Below are 19,197 nucleotides of genomic sequence, written 5' to 3' on the forward strand. Positions count from 1 at the left end.
CTACCAAGCAAAATGTTAAGAAAAGATTAACCCACCCTTGACTGAAACAAATTGAAACAAAAAAGGCCGCCAACGCGGCCTTTTGCATGGCTCAGGGCTGGCCTCAATCCAATCCCGACTTGAAAATAAAGTCTGGTTTCAACTCAAAATCGATGTCAACCACGGTTTCATTGCCGGTGATTTCAACCGGTACCGCGAGCAATGGGTCACAGCTTGACATCGGACAATAAGCCCCCCCGTAAGCCGCATCCAGCAAGGCGCCGTTGTTGGCCGTGGTCAAGTAATACAACCCCGGCGGAAATCCCACCGTCATGTAGTTGCCATTGTCATCGGTTTGGTAACTGCCAAAAAAGTCGCCCTGGCCATCGTAAACATTGACATTGACGCCACCGGCCGGCAATTGGCTGAAGGCATCACGCACTTGTCCAATGATGGTGCCTCCAGCATCCAAACTGAAATCAATGGTGCCGCCGCCAGCCAAGGCATCGGGGGCACCACCCAAGACGATGGGGTCACCGGTGGTCACATCACAGGCAGAACCAGGACAAGGTGTGCCATCATACAGGATGTCAATCCAGCCACCGGCTGCGGTTTGATTGACCCCCAAAAAAGGCAAGTTTGAGCCGTTGTTGGTCAAGGCATAATAAGTCCCCGCTGGTAAGCCCGAGACGGTGAAAAACCCAACCACATCGGTGGTGGCCCAGTTGGCGAAGTGGCCCATGTCGTCATACACCAACACGTGCACATCGGGAATCGGTGTGGATGAACCGATTTCGGTGATGGTGCCAGAAAAACTGAAACCCGGAGACAAGGCAAAATCAATGCCCGTGGTGGTGGCATTGGCCGCTTCGGCCACCGGATCTCTTGGGTTCAGGCGCACATATTCATTGACCACCACATTGCCTGCGGTCAAATCACAGGTCACACCGGGACAATCGATGTTGCCACCTGGGGCGTATTTCTCCATCACGTATGGGCTGATCATGTCACCAGTGAACATGGAGCCAGTTCGGACCGAATAACTTCCGGCAGGCATGGCCCGAGCCGACGTATATGTGCCATCAGGATTGATAAAGGCCCCTCCAGCGACTTGACCGGCGGCATCATAAAATTGCAGGAAATGATTTTGGGTGGTGGTGCCGATAGGTAAACCTGTGGCGGCATCGGTAACGGTACCACTGATTTTCCCACCATAATCCAAAAAGTAATTCACCCCCAGCTTTTGCTCCTGGGCACCCAACACCACAGGATCGCCTCCGGCACCGCGATCACAACCACTCCATGGACAGGGCTTGTTCTCATACAGTTCTCGTTGAAAAAATTCACGCCCCAAATCGCCACCTTGGACAAAGTACATGCCAGGCAGTAAGCCACCGATGGTGTAAGTCCCGTCAAAGCCAGGGTCAGTGTCAGTGCCGTAAAGGATCAAATTCCCCAACAACCGATTGGCGTCATTAAACAAGAATATCAAACCAAACTGTTCCACCGTCTCGGTGGGGTGGTCATTATTCAATATGATGCCCGAAATGCTGGCACCAAACTCCACCGAAAAATCAATGTTGGCGGTGTTCACGCCATTGCTCAGGGCAATGTTGTCGCCGGCACCATTAAAGACCAAACTGGAACAGGCATTACATTGAATGTTGTTGTAAATTTCTGGGATGTGCAAATTACCTGCTGAATTTGGATTCAAATAAAAAACGTAATTGCCGGCCGGTATGCCGCTGACCGTGTAGCCACCGCTGCCATCAAAAACGGCTTGGATGTACCAATTAAAGGTTAAGTCACTGGGGTCCACCATCGACAAATTAAAGGTTTCAACCGCCGCAGCCGTATCTTGATCGACCAGTTGGCCACTGATTGAAGCACCCACCGTCAATGACAGGTCTACGCCATTGCGCACTTCAGCAGGCGTCAAAACAACCGTGCTGTTGACATCCGGCTCACAGTTCTGGCACTGCACAGTGCCTGTCGCATCGTACATCGCATCAACATAAATGTCAGTGGCGTCTTGTGAGGTCAAATAATACTCACCGTCGGGTAGCCCCTGGAAGCTGTAAAGGCCAGTGGGATCTGACGTTTGATACAGGTAAAATGAATGATTCAAACCCCGCAGTGTTATTGGTTGGTCAACCACTGGAGCCGCGCCGCTGGTGACTTGTCCGTTGATGACTGCACCCACTGTCAAATCCAAGTCAATGTTGGAGATCATGGCACCGGTGGCAACCATGATGGTGCTGTTGGCATCGGGCTGGCAGTTTTGACACGCCACAGTGCCGGTGGATGAGTACATGGCATCAATAAAAACATCGTTTTGATCGTTGGCCAACACATAGTAATCACCGGCATCAACACCCACAAATGTGTATTCACCCAAAGCATTGGTCACGGCATTGTTGACGTACACATTGGTTCCTACTTCGACCAAATTCAGATTCACATTGGGCTGATTCACGGCACCTGATTGCACCACCCCTGAAATGGTTGCCGTGCCACCCTGCGACAACATTTCCACTGGCGTTGGATTATGCTGTTGCAACTGATTGGCTTGGTAAGTTAATTGCGAAATGAATTTCTGGTGCTGCAATGGGGTGATTCGACTTTCAATCAACAGCCCATCGTAAACCGTCTTTTGTGTTGCCAAGTGATCTTTGGTGGTGGCCTGGATGGACAGACTCATCCCCATAAAAACCATTAATGTGAGTAATTTCATGCTTTTCTCCCGTTGACTGTTATTGTGCAATGAATGATATACCCAATAACGCACATCATGGGCATTGGTGAAACAAAATTCTTTGCTGACCCCCAATATTTCGAAACAATTCACATATTTATGACCTCAATGGCCAAAATTCTGGGCAGTCTGCCATCGCTCAAGTAGCTGTTTGCTCGAAGGTTGGCCGATGGCTGACCGTGGATTGAATGAATTTGTGGTAAAATGCGTGCCACACCGACCCAGGGCCCTGAGTCCTGGTGATTTTAGGAACACCACCAACAAGGAGTTTTCATGAGCAAACCACTGCACTGGGTCATCTTCGCCTTATTGATCAGCACCCAACTGTCCGCCAACCAATTATTTTCTTTGCAACAAGACAAGGAAGGCAAGGAGTTCACCAACCAACTGTCCGAGCACAACGCAGCCGATGGTACAGTGAAAAAAGCAATCACCTTGAGCCCAACCTGGAAGCGGGACATGATGCGTTTGCTTTTGCCACCCAGTGATCACCTGTTTTTTTATGGCATGATCGATGGCAAACAAGCGCGCATTCAAATGGTTGATAAAAGTGACATCAGTCAAATCAAAACCATTGACACCGCACACTTGCATGAGCGATTGATCAACAACGAGCGACTGTATCAATTCTTCCACCTGACTGCAGACCAAAAACACTTGTTGGTGCATGTGGGTAAGAAAAAAAATCAACAGCTGTTGGTGATTGATGTGCAACAAGGCGTGATTGCCAAGGCCATTGCATTGAGCAAATTCAAAAATGAGGTGTCTGTGTCTTCAGACCAACAGTACCTCCTGGTCAACAACACCAGCCGCGATGAGTTGACGGTGTTGCGGATGTCTGATTTTTCGGTTGCACTGACCAGTAAACTGGGTGACTACCGTCAGTTTGGCACCATTCACCAAGACCATTTGTATTTGACCAAACAGTCGGGACAAAAACCCAAGGCACAACACTGGGTTCAGGCCATTGATCTCAACTCGCATGAAAAAGTGAGTTTCCCAGCCCGCAGTCAGGTGACACCTGTATTTGCCACCAGCGAACAAACCGGACGTTTGTTCACGGTTGCGGCTGACGAACGGGGCAAAAACATCGTCTTGAGTGAATTGACGGGTACTTCAATCAAGCCCATCAAAACATACCCTGTGAAGCGAATTGACCTGCAAGAGATGATCGTCATGGACGATTACCAGCAGATTTTGGTCAAAGGCTTTGACAAGTTGGTGTTGATCAATTTAACCGATGATTACCCGCACACCTACACCAAATTACCGTTTGATACGGCTGATTATGCCTACAACACCCGAGGTGACTTGCTGTATTTACGTGAAGGTTCTGGCTCCGAAGTGGCGGTCGTCGATGTGGCCAATGGCGAGCTGATAGAACGTTCTGGCACCGGTCGACCGGGGGTCAAGTTTGGTCAATTCTTGGGCACCGTGGTTTTGGCGGGAGCCACTGGCTTCGGTTTGAATTACATGCAAATCGTTTACAAACGTTCGAGCACGGGGATGATCTTGAACCACCAGGAAAACAATTTATATGTGATCAATTGGAAAACCAATGACGTGACCCGCTTCACAGCGGCTGATTTGAGCAACCGCGAAGCCATTGCCACTGGTGGTGGTACCGGACTGCTCTATCAGAGTGATGACGCCCAGGCACCGGTGTGGGTGTTCAGCGGCAAGCAAATCACGCAGATCAATGATGCCGATTTCACCGTGACGCAAGCCATCGAATATGAATCCTTGGTGGGCTTTGATGGCGAGCAAGACTTTTTCATCATCAAAACTGAGGACGAGGTCCAAACCCATGACATGAAAACCGGGCAAATCATCAGCCGATGGCCGATGACCAAAGCCCATTTAATCTGGTCAGAGTGAAGGTGTCTTGAAACGATGGGCAGCCAATTTGGCAGCCCATCATCATGGGTTCAGTCAACGGCTGCGGCCATTACGTCTTGGCCTTCTTGAAGGCGTCGGCCAAGGCCCCGGCAAAGGCCCCTTGCGGCGCTCGATCCTGGCGATGCTGGCGGCGTGACTTGTTGGCTTGACCCGAGGGCCGCTTGTTGTTGGCTGACTTGCTCGGTTTGGCTTTGGCCTCGCCCGACTTGGCACTCAAAGCAATGCGCTTGCGTGCCACATCCACATCCAACACCCGCACCTGAATCACCTGGCCGGCTTTGACCACATCAGCCGGGTCTTTGACGTAGCGATCAGCCAATTCGGAAATGTGGACCAAACCATCCTGGTGTACGCCGACATCGACAAACGCCCCAAAAGCGGTGACGTTGGTCACCACCCCCTCCAAACGCATGCCCACTTGCAAATCCTTGAGGTCGTGGACCTGATCGTCAAAGCGCGCGGTCTTGAATTCACCGCGTGGATCTCGTCCGGGTTTTTTCAATTCTTCAATCACGTCTTTGATGGTGGCCACCCCAAACTGATCGTTGGCAAAATCACGCGGATTCAATTGGCTCAAAGGTCCCATTTGACCAATCACTTGCTCAATCTGGGTGTTCATGTGTACCAACATGGATTCCACCAGGGGATAGGCTTCGGGGTGCACCGCCGATTGGTCCAACGGCTGGTCACCGCCGCGGATTCGCAAAAAACCGGCACATTGTTCGAACATTTTGTCGCCCAACCGACTGACTTTGAGCAGTTGTTGGCGGTTTTGAAAACTGCCATGGGCATCGCGGTACTTGACGATTTCCTGGGCCACCGAATCGGTGACACCGGCCACGTATTTCAACAAGGGGGCCGAAGCGGTGTTCACATCCACGCCCACTTTGTTCACACAGTCTTCGACACAATCACCCAGCGCCCGACTCAACTGGGCCTGGTTGACGTCGTGTTGGTATTGGCCCACACCGATGGCTTTGGGGTCGATTTTGACCAATTCGGCCAAGGGGTCTTGCAAGCGTCGGGCGATTGACACCGCACCCCGGTAGGACACGTCCAGCTCGGGAAATTCTTTGGCCGCCAACTCAGAGGCTGAATAGACCGATGCACCGGCTTCGGAGACCATGATTTTTTGCGCTTTGATGGCCGGCTGTTGTTTGAGCAGCTCAGCGGCCAACTGATCGGTTTCTCGCGAAGCCGTGCCGTTGCCGATGGCGATCAATTGCACCCCGTGCTTGGCACACAATTGCGCCAGGGTTTGCTTGGCTGGCTCCCATTGTTTTTGCGGTGCATGGGGATAAATCACCGCTGTGTCAAGCAGCTTGCCATTGGCATCCACCACCACGGTTTTCACCCCCGTGCGGAAACCAGGATCCAGGCCCATGGTGACCCGTCCCCCGGCCGGGGCGGCCAACAACAGGTCTTTGAGGTTGCGGTTGAAAATCTGGATCGCCGCCTCATCGGCTTGTTCACGCAGTAAATTTTGCAGCTGCAAGTTCAGTTTCAACAACAGTTTGGCTTTCCAGGCCAATTCAATGGTGCGGGCCAACCAAGCCGATTGTTCAATGTCCCAGCCGGTGTGGCGCACCAAACGACCGATTGCCGGATGGCCTGTCAGTGACTCTTGCAACACATCGCGGTGATCGATGCTGACTTGCAATACCCCTTCATTGCGGCCGCGGAACAAGGCCAGCATGCGGTGTGATGGGATGTCTTTAACCGCCTCAGAAAAGGCAAAATAATCTTTGAAGCGGGCGGCTTTGGGATCGGTCTCTTGGCCTTTGATCACCCGCGCCATGACCACCCCTTGCGACCACAACCAATCGCGCAAACCCTGGATCAGGTCGGCGTCCTCGGCCAGGTCCTCCAGGGCGATTTGTCGGGCACCTTCCAAGGCACTGTCCACATCAACCACTTGCTGTGCGGCATCGACATAATCCACCGCCAAGTCTGCGGGCGTGGCAGCCGGTTGTTCAATCAACCGTTGTAACAAAGGTTCCAAGCCGGCTTGGCGGGCTTTTTGGGCTTTGGTCAAACGTTTTTTCTTATACGGCAGATACAAGTCTTCCAATCGGGTTTTCGTGTCTGCAGCCATGATGGATTGGCGCAATTCAGCATTGAGTTTGCCTTGTTCGTCGATCGCTTTGAGGATCGTTTCACGGCGGTCATCCAGATCCCGCAAGTAAGTCAAACGCTCCGCCAATTGACGCAATTGGGTGTCATCCAAACCGCCAGTGACTTCTTTGCGGTAACGGGCAATGAAGGGCACCGTGTCACCACCATCGAGCAACTCGATGGCACTGGCAATCTGTTGTGGACGGGCGTTGATTTCCGCGGCTATGGTATTCACGTGTGGGTTTTGGGCCATGCTCATTCCTGTCATTTTTGGCTAAAAAAGCGACGCATTTTAGCATGTCAGTCTCGATTCAACAGGAGAATTGTGACCCGATCACAGATCGGCCCACAGGCCGCCGATTACAGGCCCTTGACCATCGCCTGTCAGTCAAAATGTCGTTATAATGGGTCGTTTTAAAAGCGAAGGATTTAGGGATGAATATTTTTTACTGTGCCTGTCTTTGGGGCCTCGCCATCATCAGTGCCCCCACCCAGGCCGCATTGACCATCACCACCCAACCCGATTGGGTCATCGAACACCAACCAGGCGCCGCACCAACCGACACCAAAGGCTTCGGTACGTCTTACCTGTTGTTTGACCAACAATTGGATGTGACGGCCGAGCAACAAACCGATTTCACCCGCATTGTGGCACAAATCAACAACGCCAGCGGCCTGTCTGAACAAGGCAAAATTTCATTGGCCTACGACCCCAGTTATCAAAGCCTGCAAGTCCACCATGTACACATCATCAGAAACGGCCAAGTGATCAATGTGCTGGAGCAGCTTGAGTTTGAATTGATCCGGCAAGAAGCCGAACTGGATCAAGGCATCTACAATGGTCGGGTGACCGCTTTGTTGCTGTTGGAAGACTTGCAAATCAACGACACCTTGGATTACGCCTTCACCAAAGTCGGGAAAAACCCCATTTTCAACAACCATGTGTTTGAAGTGTTCAGTTTGGAATGGGGCATTCCCGTGGCCGATTTACACATCCGGGTGACGGTACCCAAAGACAAAAAGCTCCAATACCGCACCCTGAAAAAACAACGCAAACCCAAGAAAACCAAACAAGGTGAGCGCCAGAGCCACACCTGGCACCTGTCGCAAATCCCCGCCATGGATTACCAGGGCGGGTACCCCAAATGGTATGAACCGCGTGATTACCTGGAGATCTCTGAATTCAAAGATTGGCAACAGGTGGCCACTTGGGCCAGTGAGGTGTTCGCCATCAATCTGGAGCTGGATGTGGCAACCACAGGCTTGGTCAGACAATGGCAACAACGCCACCCGGATGAACTCACCCTGGCGACCAAAGCTTTGCAGTTTGTGCAAGATGAAATTCGCTACCTGGGCATCGAAATTGGCATCAACAGCCACCAACCCCGGGTGCCGGCAGAAACCTATGCCACCAAATACGGCGATTGCAAAGACAAGACCATGTTATTGCATGCCATGTTGCGGGCCATGGACATTGAGTCCAAACCCTTCTTGGTCTCCACAGAACTGGACAAAAGCATCGTCAACCGCTTGCCCAGCCCGGGACTGTTCAACCACGTGATTTTGCAAATTGAGTTGGCCGGCAGCTCGTACTGGGTGGACCCCACCACCATCCATCAGGGTTCCCTGTTGAACCGCCTGAGCTTACCCGACTTTGCCTATGGCCTGGTGATTGATGCGCAAACCAAACGGCTCAGCCCGATGGCCCGCAAAGACACCCAGGTCACCCTGTCAAAAACCGTTGAGACCCTACAACTCAAGCCCGACGCCAAGACCATTCCCTTGTCGATAGAAACCCAGCACCAAGGTGAGTTTGCCGAATACTGGCGTTCCCGTTTGGCCAACACCACCGAGCAACAAATTCAAAACCAATTTGAGTCACACACCAACCAAATGTATGGCTTGGCCGCCGCCACCGATGATTTGCAAGTGGTCGATGACGTGGCCGACAACCTGTTGACCATAGCAGAAAGCTATGAGCTGCAAGACGCCTGGCAACAGAACAACCGCTATGAGTTCATCGATACCCATGCACACAGCCTACTGTCCTATGTGGAAATGCCCAGCCGCATCAACCGCGACAGCCCACTGGCCCTGGCCCACCCGTTGACCATCGAACACCAGTTCATCATCGATGATCCCAGCAAGAAAATGGAATTCGCTGAGCGCGACATTGACATCAGCACACCACACCTTTCTTACCAAAAATCGGTCAGCAAAAAAGGCCAACAAATCACCATCACCCACCAACTCAAAACCCTCAGCGACCACGCCGAAGTGGATGACTTGAAAGATTACTATGACACCATCAAAACCATCAAAGGCCACCTGTCGGAGGCGGTGGGTTTGCCCATCAAACAGAAGAAACGCATCAAGGAAAGCAATGACCGCTTGAAATCGGCCTTGCAAGACATGTTAAAGGAGAAGAAAAAATGAACCTCAAAATGCTGACCCTGACCCTCTTTTTGGGCCTGTTCCACCTGCCTGCTCAAGCCAACTATTTCAGCGACAAAGCCAATCAGGTGATCTCGCTGGAGGTCATGAAAGCCCAGCAACAAGCCTTTGAGGACCGTTTGGACCAAACCGCTTTGTGGCAAGCCATTGAGGACTTACCCATCGGTGATGGCGACGAATTTTCAGATACCGTTTGCCTACAACACATCGATCAAATCGACCAGCTACTCACCGAATATTTTTACTCATTGCAGCTCCAGAAACTGGCGCTGGACTGCCACAATTTGCTGTCGAATGAAGATCAAGCGGCGGTCAATGAAGCCAACCTGCTCACCTTGGCGCAGTTGATCACCGACTCGGGTGATGGCGAAGACCTGGACTCGGCGTTCTGGATCACCGACATCAATTCGGCCTATGAATTTCTCGAATTGGCTGGTTTTGAAGTCATTGATGGCGAGTTGAAGCTGCACAAGAACCAGACCTATCTGGCGGCGTTGGTGCAAGGCGATGAGGTACTGGCTGAATACCGCTACTTCAAAATGAGTCAATTCTTCAGGGGCATCAACGACACCGTTGGCGAATTGTTGGACGAAGACGAAGCCCACTTTTTCAAAGTGATGAATTTGGTGCTCAAAACCGAATTGAAAGACAACGAAGGCTTGTTCACCCTGGCCTATGCCGACATCACCGAAGCGCAGGTCCTGCTGGCCAATTTGCTGTTGGGCAAAACCAATAAATTCCCCACCTTGTATGCGGATGCCTTTGATTTGTTCGCCCAAGCGGCGGCCAATGGCAGTGTCATTGCCAAATACAACCAAGCCTACCGCATCTTCATCGATGGGATGGAAGACCAGTACACCTTGGGTCATGAACTGATCACCGAAGCCTTGAGTGCCCGCTACGCACCAGCACTGACTTTAGCCGCCATCGTGCGGGAACAAAAGCTGGGCATCAAACGGGACCGCAAAACCGTGGCGAATTTGATTTCCTTGATGAATGAACAAGGTGAGCCAGGTGAGTATGAACTGATGATTGGTCGTTACATGCTCAGCGAACGCATATGGGACAACCAAAAACTGGCCAAAAAATACCTGGATCTGGCGATCGAAAAAAACAACCCCGAAGCCATGATACTGTACGCCTTCATGTACAAACGCGGTTATGCCGTGAACCAAAGCGACAAAAAAGCCCATGAATGGTATGTCAAAGCCACCAAACACGACAAAACCGGTAAAGCATGGACCCGGGTTGGCATCAATCTGGTGGATGGAACCGGTGTCAAAAAGAACCCCAAAGCGGCGCTGAATGCCTTCATCAAAGCCAGTGAATTGGGTGACTCAGATGGCTACCTGTATGCCGGCATTCTGCAGTATGTCAATGACTACGAATTGCAAGACTTTGCCAAGGCCCATCAACATTTCCTGCAGGGACATGAACAAGGTAATTTACTGGCCACCTTGAATCTGGCCAAAACCTATTTTCATGGGCATGGGGTCAAACAGGACTTCCAGCGGGCTTTTGCATTGTTCAAACAATCCGAGGAAGGGAATTACTATGACAGCGACATTTATTTGGCGGTTTCTCATTACCAAGGCTTGGGCACCACAGTTGACACCGATCAAGGCTTGTTCCTGTATCGCAAAATCATCAATGACAACAAAAGCTTCAATGCCAACCGCAAAAACGTGGTTTTGGCCAATTTGAATTTGCGTTTGTCCTATGTCGGCGAGCACCAACACGCCACACCCAGTGTCAACCTGGTGGCTGAGCTGGAGCAACGGGCCGCAGCCAACGACGCCAGTGCCATGTATCAGCTCGGTTATCTGCATTACATGCGATATGCCAATGACATGGACCGCGAATCCGGCCTCAAATGGCTGCAACAAGCGGCCGCAGCGGGCATTGCCCAGGCCCATTTCCAGCTGTCTCGCTACCACCGCTGGGCAGGTGATGACGCCAAACAATCACGACACCTGGAACTGGCCAAGCAGCTTGGTGATCCAGAACCGATTTTTGATGCCGCCACTGACCTGTTGGATGACAACCCGGCGCAAGCCCTGGCCATCATTCAAGAGACGGCTGACAAGGGTTTGATTTTTGCCATCAATAAATTGGCCAAAATCTATGCGGCCGGAGAAGTGGTGACCGCTGATTTTGCCAAATCGGTGGCATACAGCCGCCTGGCCCATTCCGTGGGTGACACCTACGCGCTGAAACGAATCCTCAAGCAGTACACCAAAAAACAAATCAACCAAGAACTGCTGAGCAACACCGTCCAATTGTTGGAGGTTGAAGCCGAAGACACCCAATCCACCTCGTTGATGCGCATATTGGCTGAGTTTTATGCCAATGATGAAATGCCTGAGTACAACCCAGAAAAAGTCGTGCACTGGTATGTGCGGGCCTTTGAGGCCGGTGACAAAGAGGCCATCATTGAGCTGGGCAAGCGCTACATGTATGGCATTCAAATCACCCAGAACTTTGACCTGGCCCAATTTTTCTTCACCAACGCCGCCGCCAAACGCGAATTCACTTGGGCCGACTTGGTGGATGAACCCGGCAGCTTTTGGGTGGCTTTGATGCTGCAAAAAGGCCTGGGTGTGGAACAAAACCTGGAAGCGGCCCGACAAATCTACGCCAACAACTTCCACAGCAGCCGCAAAAAAGAAGCCAAAAACAACTATGCGGTGATGACCTGCCAAGCCGAACACACGAATAAGAAAGAACGCAAAATCGCCCATGAAATCATCCTGGATCTGAGCACCGATTCCAGAACCGTGATGTTCAATTTGGGCTGGATGTACGAACACGGCATTTGTACCAAACAAGACCTGGCAGCGGCCAAACTGGCTTACCAACAGGCGGCCGACAAAAATTCACCACATGCCTTGTATCGCTTGCATCAATTGCATCAGTCCGGTGAACTGTTTGAACAAAACGAGGTGCTGGCGGCCGAATACCTGGACCGATCCATTGAGACTTCGAAGAAAGTCAGGCACCACAACATGATGAGCACCTTTTTGGACCTGCCTTACATCAAAAACCTCAAGCTGGACCTGCCGGCAGCCCAACCACAAGCCTTGCCAGCCGCCGCCCAATCCGGTGACTCACAATGAAATGGCCAGGCCCCGGTGAGCCACCCGAAAACCAGCGGCCAGCACCTGTTGACTGGCCGCTGAGTCGAGGTTGATCAATGGGTTGCTGTGGTTGAAATGGATGAAAATGATTTTCTGCTTCTGAGCCGCTGGTAAGTCCGCAAACAAGGCCATGCTTTCGGTCACAAACGGATGGGGAATTTCACTCATGTCGCGGTTGGGAATTTCGCCGTTGGCAAAAAAAGTGGCGTCCAATAAGGCGTGATCCACTTGCTGGATGGCTTGCTTGATGTCCGTGTCCCACTTTTGCCATTTGTCGATGTCAGGAATGAACAACACCTTGCTGTTTGGCCCCTTGATCTGGTAACCCACCGTTTCGGTGAACTCATCGCGGTGAGGCACCAACATCGGGGTGATGACCAAGCGTTGATTCAAAGCCACGGGTTGTGCCTGTTGTAAATCCATCAAGCGGATGTTGCCCAATTTGACCAACTGACTCCAAGGGCCATGCTCTTGCAGGAATTTTTTGAACCGGGGCATCACGTAGACCGGCACGTCTTGGGTGCCGGCCGCTTCACGCCCCAAATGCAGCAACCCGGTGTAATGGCCCATGTGACCATGGGTCAGGAAGATGCCATGTAGGTCGTATTGACCATCCGGCGCCAGCTGGTGCAAATGGTGCATTTGTTCGCGGATGTCCGGGGTGGCTTCAAACAAAAATTTTTGTTGGGCACCGTGATCCACCACCGCCAATGAAGTCGCATAACGTTTGGCTGTAGGATCATCCCACCCGGCTTGACAATGGGGCCGATAACAATTCAGCTGGGGATAGCCTGCATCTTGGGCCACACCCAACACATGCAGAGTGACTGAATCGGCGGCCACAGCCCATTGCCCGCCCCACATCAACAAACACCACAAAGCCCATAAACGCATGAGAACTCTCGCCAAATCAAAGCATCATAGCACAGCCTTTTCGGTCTGTTGACAGCCGCTGGATGTTTGCAAAAAGTGACTACTGGGATTCGAATTGGCCGCTGATTTGTGTCACAATCATTGTTTTATTCAGGACGAATCATGAAAAACTTGTTGTTGAAACCCATCCTCAAAGGGGCCTTGGTGGCCATTCCCGTGCTGGTCACTGTGTGGGTCACTTGGAGCTTGGTGAAATGGATTGATGGCTTGGGCAAAATGGCCCTCAAGCCGTTTTTGTTGGACCATTTGATCTTTCCAGGCAGCGGCCTGATCATCATGGTCTTGCTGTTGTGGGCGGTGGGCTTGTTGTTCCAGTTCAGTGTGATCAATTGGGTGTTCAAGAAAGTCGAACAGTCTGTGCTGCGCTTCCCACTGGTGAAAACCGTGTACTCAGCGGTCAAAGACCTGGCCGGCATGTTTGATAATTCCCAACAAAAAAACCAACAGGTGGTGCTGGTAGACATGCAAAAAACCGGCCTGGGACATTTGGTGGGGATGGTCACCAATGACCAACTGCCACAGGTGATCCGCGATGCCGATGGCGCTGCCGAGACTGACTTGGTGGCGGTTTATTTACCCATGAGTTACATGGTGGGTGGCTACACCATTTTCATCGAACGGTCACAAGTCACCCCAGTAGACTGGTCGTTTGAAGAGGCCATGCGCTTTGCCTTGACGGCGGGTGTCTCACAAAAACCCGAAGCGGTGACTGACAAAACCGCCCAGCCCTGAACCAACGGCCTGCTTGCGGCGCTCCTTCGGCGCCGCATTCAATGGACAGTGAACAATGATTTTTAGTATCATGTGCGCTTTCATTTGATATCCCAAAGCCATGGCTGAATACATCTACACCATGATGGGGGTGAGCAAAACCGTGCCACCCAATCGTGAAATCATCAAAGACATCTCTTTGTCCTTCTTTCCCGGCGCCAAAATCGGTGTGCTGGGCTTGAATGGCGCCGGTAAATCCACCGTGTTGCGGATCATGGCCGGCATCGATCAGGAGTATTCGGGAGAAGCCAGGCCCCAACCCGGCATCAAAATTGGATACCTGCCCCAAGAGCCCCAACTGGATGACGACAAAACCGTGCGCGATAATGTCGAAGCGGGCATGGGCGATGTGAAAAATCTGCTGACCGAGTTCGATGAAATCAACATGCAGTTCGCCGAGCCCATGAGCGATGATGCCATGAATGATTTGTTGGCCAAACAAGCCGAGTTGCAAGAACAAATCGATGCCGCTGGCGGCTGGGATTTGGACCGCACCATGAACATGGCGGCCGAAGCCCTGCGCTTGCCACCCTGGGATGCCGAGGTCAAAAACCTTTCGGGCGGTGAGAAGCGCCGCGTGGCATTGTGCCAATTGTTGTTGTCATCGCCGGACATGTTGTTGTTGGATGAGCCCACCAACCACTTGGATGCCGAAACCGTGGCCTGGCTGGAACGCTACCTGCATGACTTCACCGGCACCATCGTGGCGGTGACGCATGACCGCTACTTTTTGGACAACGCCGCCGAATGGATTCTGGAGCTGGATCGGGGTCACGGCATTCCCTGGAAAGGCAATTACTCTTCCTGGCTGGAACAAAAAGAACAACGCCTGGAACAAGAGTCCAAACAGGAACAGGCGCACATGAAAACCATCAAACAGGAACTGGAATGGGTGCGCTCGAATGCCAAAGGTCGCCGCACCAAATCCAAGGCCCGCTTGAAACAGTTCGAGGAGCTGCAATCCAAGGAATTCCAAAAACGCAACGAAACCTCACAGATTTACATCCCACCTGGACCGCGACTGGGTGATGCGGTGATTGAGTTCAACAACGTGTCCAAGGCCTTCGAAGACAAGTACCTGATCGATGATCTGTCGTTCAAAGTGCCACAAGGTGCCATCGTCGGCATCATCGGCCCCAACGGTGCCGGTAAAACCACCTTATTCAACATGATCGCCGGCACCGAACAACCGGACGAAGGCAGCATCAGCATCGGACCCACCGTGGAATTGGCTTATGTGTCACAAAGCCGCGAAGACCTGGGCCATGACCGACCTTTGTTTGAAGAAGTGGCTGATGGCGAAGAAGTGATCAAAGTCGGCAACTACACCCTGCCCGCCCGGGCTTGGCTCAGCCGTTTCAACTTCAAGGGTGCCGACCAACAAAAATTGGTCAAGCACCTCTCAGGTGGTGAGCGCAACCGCCTGCAACTGGCCAAGGTGCTGAAACTCGGTGGCAATGTCTTGATGCTTGACGAACCAACCAACGATTTGGACGTGGAAACCTTGCGGGCTTTGGAAGAAGCCTTGCTGAACTTCGCCGGTTCGGTGCTGGTGATCTCACATGACCGCTGGTTCCTGGACCGCATCGCCACCCACATATTGGCCTATGAAAACAACTCCCACGTCGAGTTCTTTGAAGGCAACTACACCGAATACGAACAGGACTACAAAAACCGCCACGGCAAAGCCCTGCAACCCGAACGGATCAAGTACCGGCCATTGAAGAAATGATGGCAGCAAGACACAACTGATCGGCGCTTGAAGCTCAAGTGCCGATCGCTGTTCCTGATATAACCGCTGGCTTTGTACTTTTAACCTATACAGCTATTAAATTTGGTATGATGTTTGTGAACCAAAACACAAAGACCGACCATGATTCGACTCACCACCCAAGTCTTGTTGACCGTATTCGCCACTTGGGCCTTCGCCCAAACCATAGAATCCCAGCTGCCCGAAGCCTATGCCGGACTGAATGACAGCGCTTATCACCGCATTGAATTGACCCACAACAAATCCACCGCCTTGGGTTTTCGCTTGGGCGAGCGGCTGATTCAAGTGCCCTTGACTCAGGCCAAAGCCACTGGCACCCAAGCGGGCAACGTCAGTTTCACCCAAGCCATCCCCGGTGGCAGCATCTCGGCCACCCGCGGCAAAGACAGCCTGTTCGGACAACTGCGTTTGGACAACAAACACCACATCCTCACCACCAATCAGGCGGGGATTTGGGCGGTGGAACTGCCGCAATCGGGCTTGCGTTACAACGACTGTGGCATGGACCATGACCACAGCCAACACCACAAAGCCCTTGAACTGCCGGTACCTGCCAAGAACAGTCAGGTGGCCGGCACCGTGATCGATGTGCTGATGTTGTACGACCAAGCCATCCGTGATCGCTACCCTGGCAATTTGTTGCAAGCCCGGGTCGATCAATATTTTCACGTGTCCAACCAATCCTATGCCAATTCCGGCATCGACCTGGCCATACGACAGGTGGGTTTGGAACAAACGGGTTACAACTTTGACGACGCCAATGGGTTTTTACGCAACAACATACAAACTGTTTTGGCGAATGGCGTGGGGTTACAAGGCTTAGAAAACCTGCCACAACTGTATGCCGAAACTGGCGCTGATCTGGTGATCTTTCTGCGCACCCACAGCATTGAAACCCGGGGCAATTGTGGCATTGCTTTTTTCCCAGTATCAGACGGTGTGGGCGGGTTTGATCCCAGCTATGGCGTCAATGTCATGGCCGATGGCATGAGCAGTTGGTCAGTGTGTACGGATCAACTGATGGTGCATGAAATCGGGCACAATTTGAGTGCCGGACACCACAATTGGGACCCCACCCAATTTGGTTTCCCAGCGGCAGCTCGGGGTTTTGCCGTGCTCGGCCAATACGGCACCATCATGGGTTCTTTTGGCACCGGACAACCTGACCGGTTTTATGAGCTCGATGTGTTTTCCGGCCCATCGGTTCAGTGTGGTGGGGCGCCCTGTGGTGCCGCCAACCAAACCGACAACATCAGTGTGATTAACAGCCTCATGGGACCCGTATCTAACTACCAACCCAGCATTTCATCAGCACCCATGCCCGATGATTTCACCCGGGCCATGCCAGACCAAGACGGGGATGGGGTGATTGATTGGGATGATGCCTTTCCATTCAATGCCAATGAAACCAATGACGCCGACAGCGATGGCGTGGGTGACAACGGTGATGCCTTTCCCAATGACTTCAGTGAACAGCTCGACACCGATGGGGACGGCATCGGTAATAACACTGACTTCGATGATGACCAGGATGGCATCCTTGATGGCGAAGATGACTTTCCCTTGGACCCCACCGAAGTCAAAGACAGTGACCGCGACGGGGTCGGTGACAACACCGATGCCTTGGTTTTTGAGGTTTTAGAAACCCGTGACCACGACGAAGATGGCATTGGCAACCACGCCGATGACGATGATGACAACGATGGGGTGATTGACTTATCAAGCGATCTGCAAGACGTGCTGGTGATGAGCTTAGGCAACAACCGCATTTTGCGTTTCGATGCACACACCGGCCTGGCCAAGGGCATTGAAGTGTTGCCAGATGACGGTTTGCTGACTTTTCAGTCCGATTTGACTGTAGATAACCGAACTCAAACCCTTTATTACAGTACCAACAGCAGCATCAAAACTCTGGATTTGATGAATCGATCGGCCAACCCTAAACTGTTGTTGCCAGCCTATGCCGACGAAGGGGCTTCCATTGGCACGGGATTCCCAACCGCACTGGAGAACGGTCCATTTGATCGCTTGGCAGTGGCTAAGTTGCAACGCACCAACCTGGATGCTTATGATTTCACCAACATCAGTAACATCAATCAATACTTTTTGGGGTTCCTGGCAGATGCCGAAACAGAGAACATCATAGACCTGAAGAACCGCAATGGCTATTTGTATGCCCTGGGCCAGAACAATCGGGTATACAAAATCAGGAACGTGGTCTTTGACCAACCCACTGATCTCAGCGTGGTGGGTAATGGCAACATGGCTTGGTTGGAAGACCCTTATGCATTTGCAGTGACGGACAATGACATCTTGATTCACACCGATCAAAAACGCAACAAACTGTTGCTGACCGATGGCAATGACGGTTCCTTTGAAGGTGTTTTTGCCGACATCGCCGAATTGGGTTACTCCAACCCCACAGGCATTGTGCTGACACAGGATGGCCGGGTGCTGGTGGCGGTCAGTGATCAAAACGCCATTCTCCATTTTGATTTGGCATCAGGCGAGTTCTTGGGCGAGTTGGTCAGTGGTTTGGGGCTGAGCCAACCCCACAAAATGGTCTTGGTGTCACAATTGGTTGATCGCTTTCATGAGGATGAGAACAAGGTGATTCGACCCAATGCCGGCAGTTGGTACAACCCGGCCTCAGCCGGGCGTGGTTTCAACATCGGCATCTTCGGTGACCGCATCCAGGTGCTGTGGTACACCTATGACGAACAAGGGCTGCCGATCTGGTATTTCACCGCCGATTTCCTGGAAGGCATGACTTACGACACCGAAATCCTGAAAACCTTTCAGATCGATGACAGCACCATCACCTTTGAATCGGTGGGCACCTTGCGCATTGATTTTGCCAATGAACGCCAAGCCAACGTGACTTGGCAACTCGGTGATGATTCGGGCTCTGAGCCCATCGAGTGGTTGCAATTCAGCGGTGAACCCGAAGGGCAAAATTACACCGGCTTGTGGAGCCGTCCGGACAGCCCTGGTTGGGGTTTGGCGGTGACCACCATCGGTGAAAAGTCCATCACCATCCCCTTCATCTATGACAGCGCCGGTGAGCCCCGTTGGGTGATCAGTGGCGTGGTGGATGGCGCTGCCCCCTTGGCATTTGAGATGTTCACCGCTTTCAGTGACAACCTCTGCCCCAGTTGTTCAGGGCCACCCGATGCCGAATTGATTCCTTCGGGCACCATGACCTTGGGTTTGAACCTGGATGGCGATTCGACTTGGAGCAGTGCGGTGTTGTGGGCCGATCCGGTGCCAGGCACCTGGGACTTGGATGCCATTGAATTGATCCGCATCAACAGCGACCCGGTCAGACCCCGCTGAAGGTGACCCAAAAAAACCACCCGCAGCCCCTTTGGCCGCGGGTGGTT

Annotated in this window: 9 protein-coding genes; 6 read left to right on the forward strand and 3 right to left on the reverse strand. The window is 52.2% G+C overall.

Going from position 1 to position 19,197, the window contains the following annotated elements; translation table 11 throughout:
* Positions 1 to 103 precede the first annotated feature (103 nt).
* Positions 104 to 2,713: a carboxypeptidase-like regulatory domain-containing protein gene (locus tag K7G70_RS16005; RefSeq protein ID WP_223789663.1), complete on the reverse strand. Its 2,610-nt coding sequence runs from the start codon at positions 2,711 to 2,713 to the stop codon at positions 104 to 106.
* A gap of 294 nt (positions 2,714 to 3,007) precedes the next feature.
* Here K7G70_RS16005 and K7G70_RS16010 point away from each other — a divergent pair, with 294 nt between their 5' ends.
* Entirely contained in the window at positions 3,008 to 4,612 is a 1,605-nt protein-coding gene (locus K7G70_RS16010) for a YncE family protein (protein ID WP_223789664.1), read from the forward strand.
* A gap of 70 nt (positions 4,613 to 4,682) precedes the next feature.
* On the opposite strand, the gene K7G70_RS16015 is transcribed toward K7G70_RS16010, so the two are convergent.
* Positions 4,683 to 7,007 carry a Tex family protein gene (locus K7G70_RS16015; protein WP_223789665.1) on the reverse strand — a complete coding sequence of 775 codons (2,325 nt, stop codon included), beginning with the start codon at positions 7,005 to 7,007 and terminating at the stop codon, positions 4,683 to 4,685.
* A gap of 176 nt (positions 7,008 to 7,183) precedes the next feature.
* Between K7G70_RS16015 and K7G70_RS16020 the strand changes: the two genes are divergently transcribed.
* Together K7G70_RS16020 and K7G70_RS16025 are read left to right on the forward strand one after the other, a co-directional pair.
* The gene (locus K7G70_RS16020; protein ID WP_223789666.1) at positions 7,184 to 9,184 is read left to right on the forward strand and encodes a DUF3857 domain-containing transglutaminase family protein; all 2,001 of its coding nucleotides are present in this window, start codon (positions 7,184 to 7,186) and stop codon (positions 9,182 to 9,184) included.
* A complete protein-coding gene (locus tag K7G70_RS16025; RefSeq protein WP_223789667.1) occupies positions 9,181 to 12,318 on the forward strand; it encodes a tetratricopeptide repeat protein in 3,138 nt (1,045 codons plus the stop codon). Before K7G70_RS16020 ends, K7G70_RS16025 begins: the two co-directional genes overlap by 4 nt.
* On the opposite strand, the gene K7G70_RS16030 is transcribed toward K7G70_RS16025, so the two are convergent.
* Positions 12,310 to 13,233, reverse strand: a complete 924-nt coding sequence (locus tag K7G70_RS16030; RefSeq protein WP_223789668.1) for an MBL fold metallo-hydrolase — start codon at positions 13,231 to 13,233, stop codon at positions 12,310 to 12,312. The two genes, K7G70_RS16025 and K7G70_RS16030, sit on opposite strands and share 9 nt — an antisense overlap.
* Positions 13,234 to 13,374: 141 nt before the next feature.
* Between K7G70_RS16030 and K7G70_RS16035 the strand changes: the two genes are divergently transcribed.
* The 3 genes from K7G70_RS16035 (at position 13,375) to K7G70_RS16045 (ending at position 19,150) form a co-directional block, all read left to right on the forward strand.
* Positions 13,375 to 14,004 carry a DUF502 domain-containing protein gene (locus K7G70_RS16035; protein ID WP_223789669.1) on the forward strand — a complete coding sequence of 210 codons (630 nt, stop codon included), beginning with the start codon at positions 13,375 to 13,377 and terminating at the stop codon, positions 14,002 to 14,004.
* Between the two features lie 100 nt (positions 14,005 to 14,104).
* Positions 14,105 to 15,775, forward strand: coding sequence for an energy-dependent translational throttle protein EttA (gene ettA, locus K7G70_RS16040; RefSeq protein WP_223789670.1), 1,671 nt, complete (start codon positions 14,105 to 14,107; stop codon positions 15,773 to 15,775).
* A 141-nt stretch (positions 15,776 to 15,916) separates the two neighbouring features.
* Complete coding sequence (locus K7G70_RS16045) at positions 15,917 to 19,150, forward strand: M12 family metallo-peptidase (RefSeq protein WP_223789671.1); 3,234 nt, start codon at positions 15,917 to 15,919, stop codon at positions 19,148 to 19,150.
* Positions 19,151 to 19,197 lie beyond the last annotated feature (47 nt).

The sequence above is a fragment of the Marinicella meishanensis genome, from assembly GCF_019931145.1.
GTDB classification, from domain to species: domain Bacteria; phylum Pseudomonadota; class Gammaproteobacteria; order Xanthomonadales; family Marinicellaceae; genus Marinicella; species Marinicella meishanensis.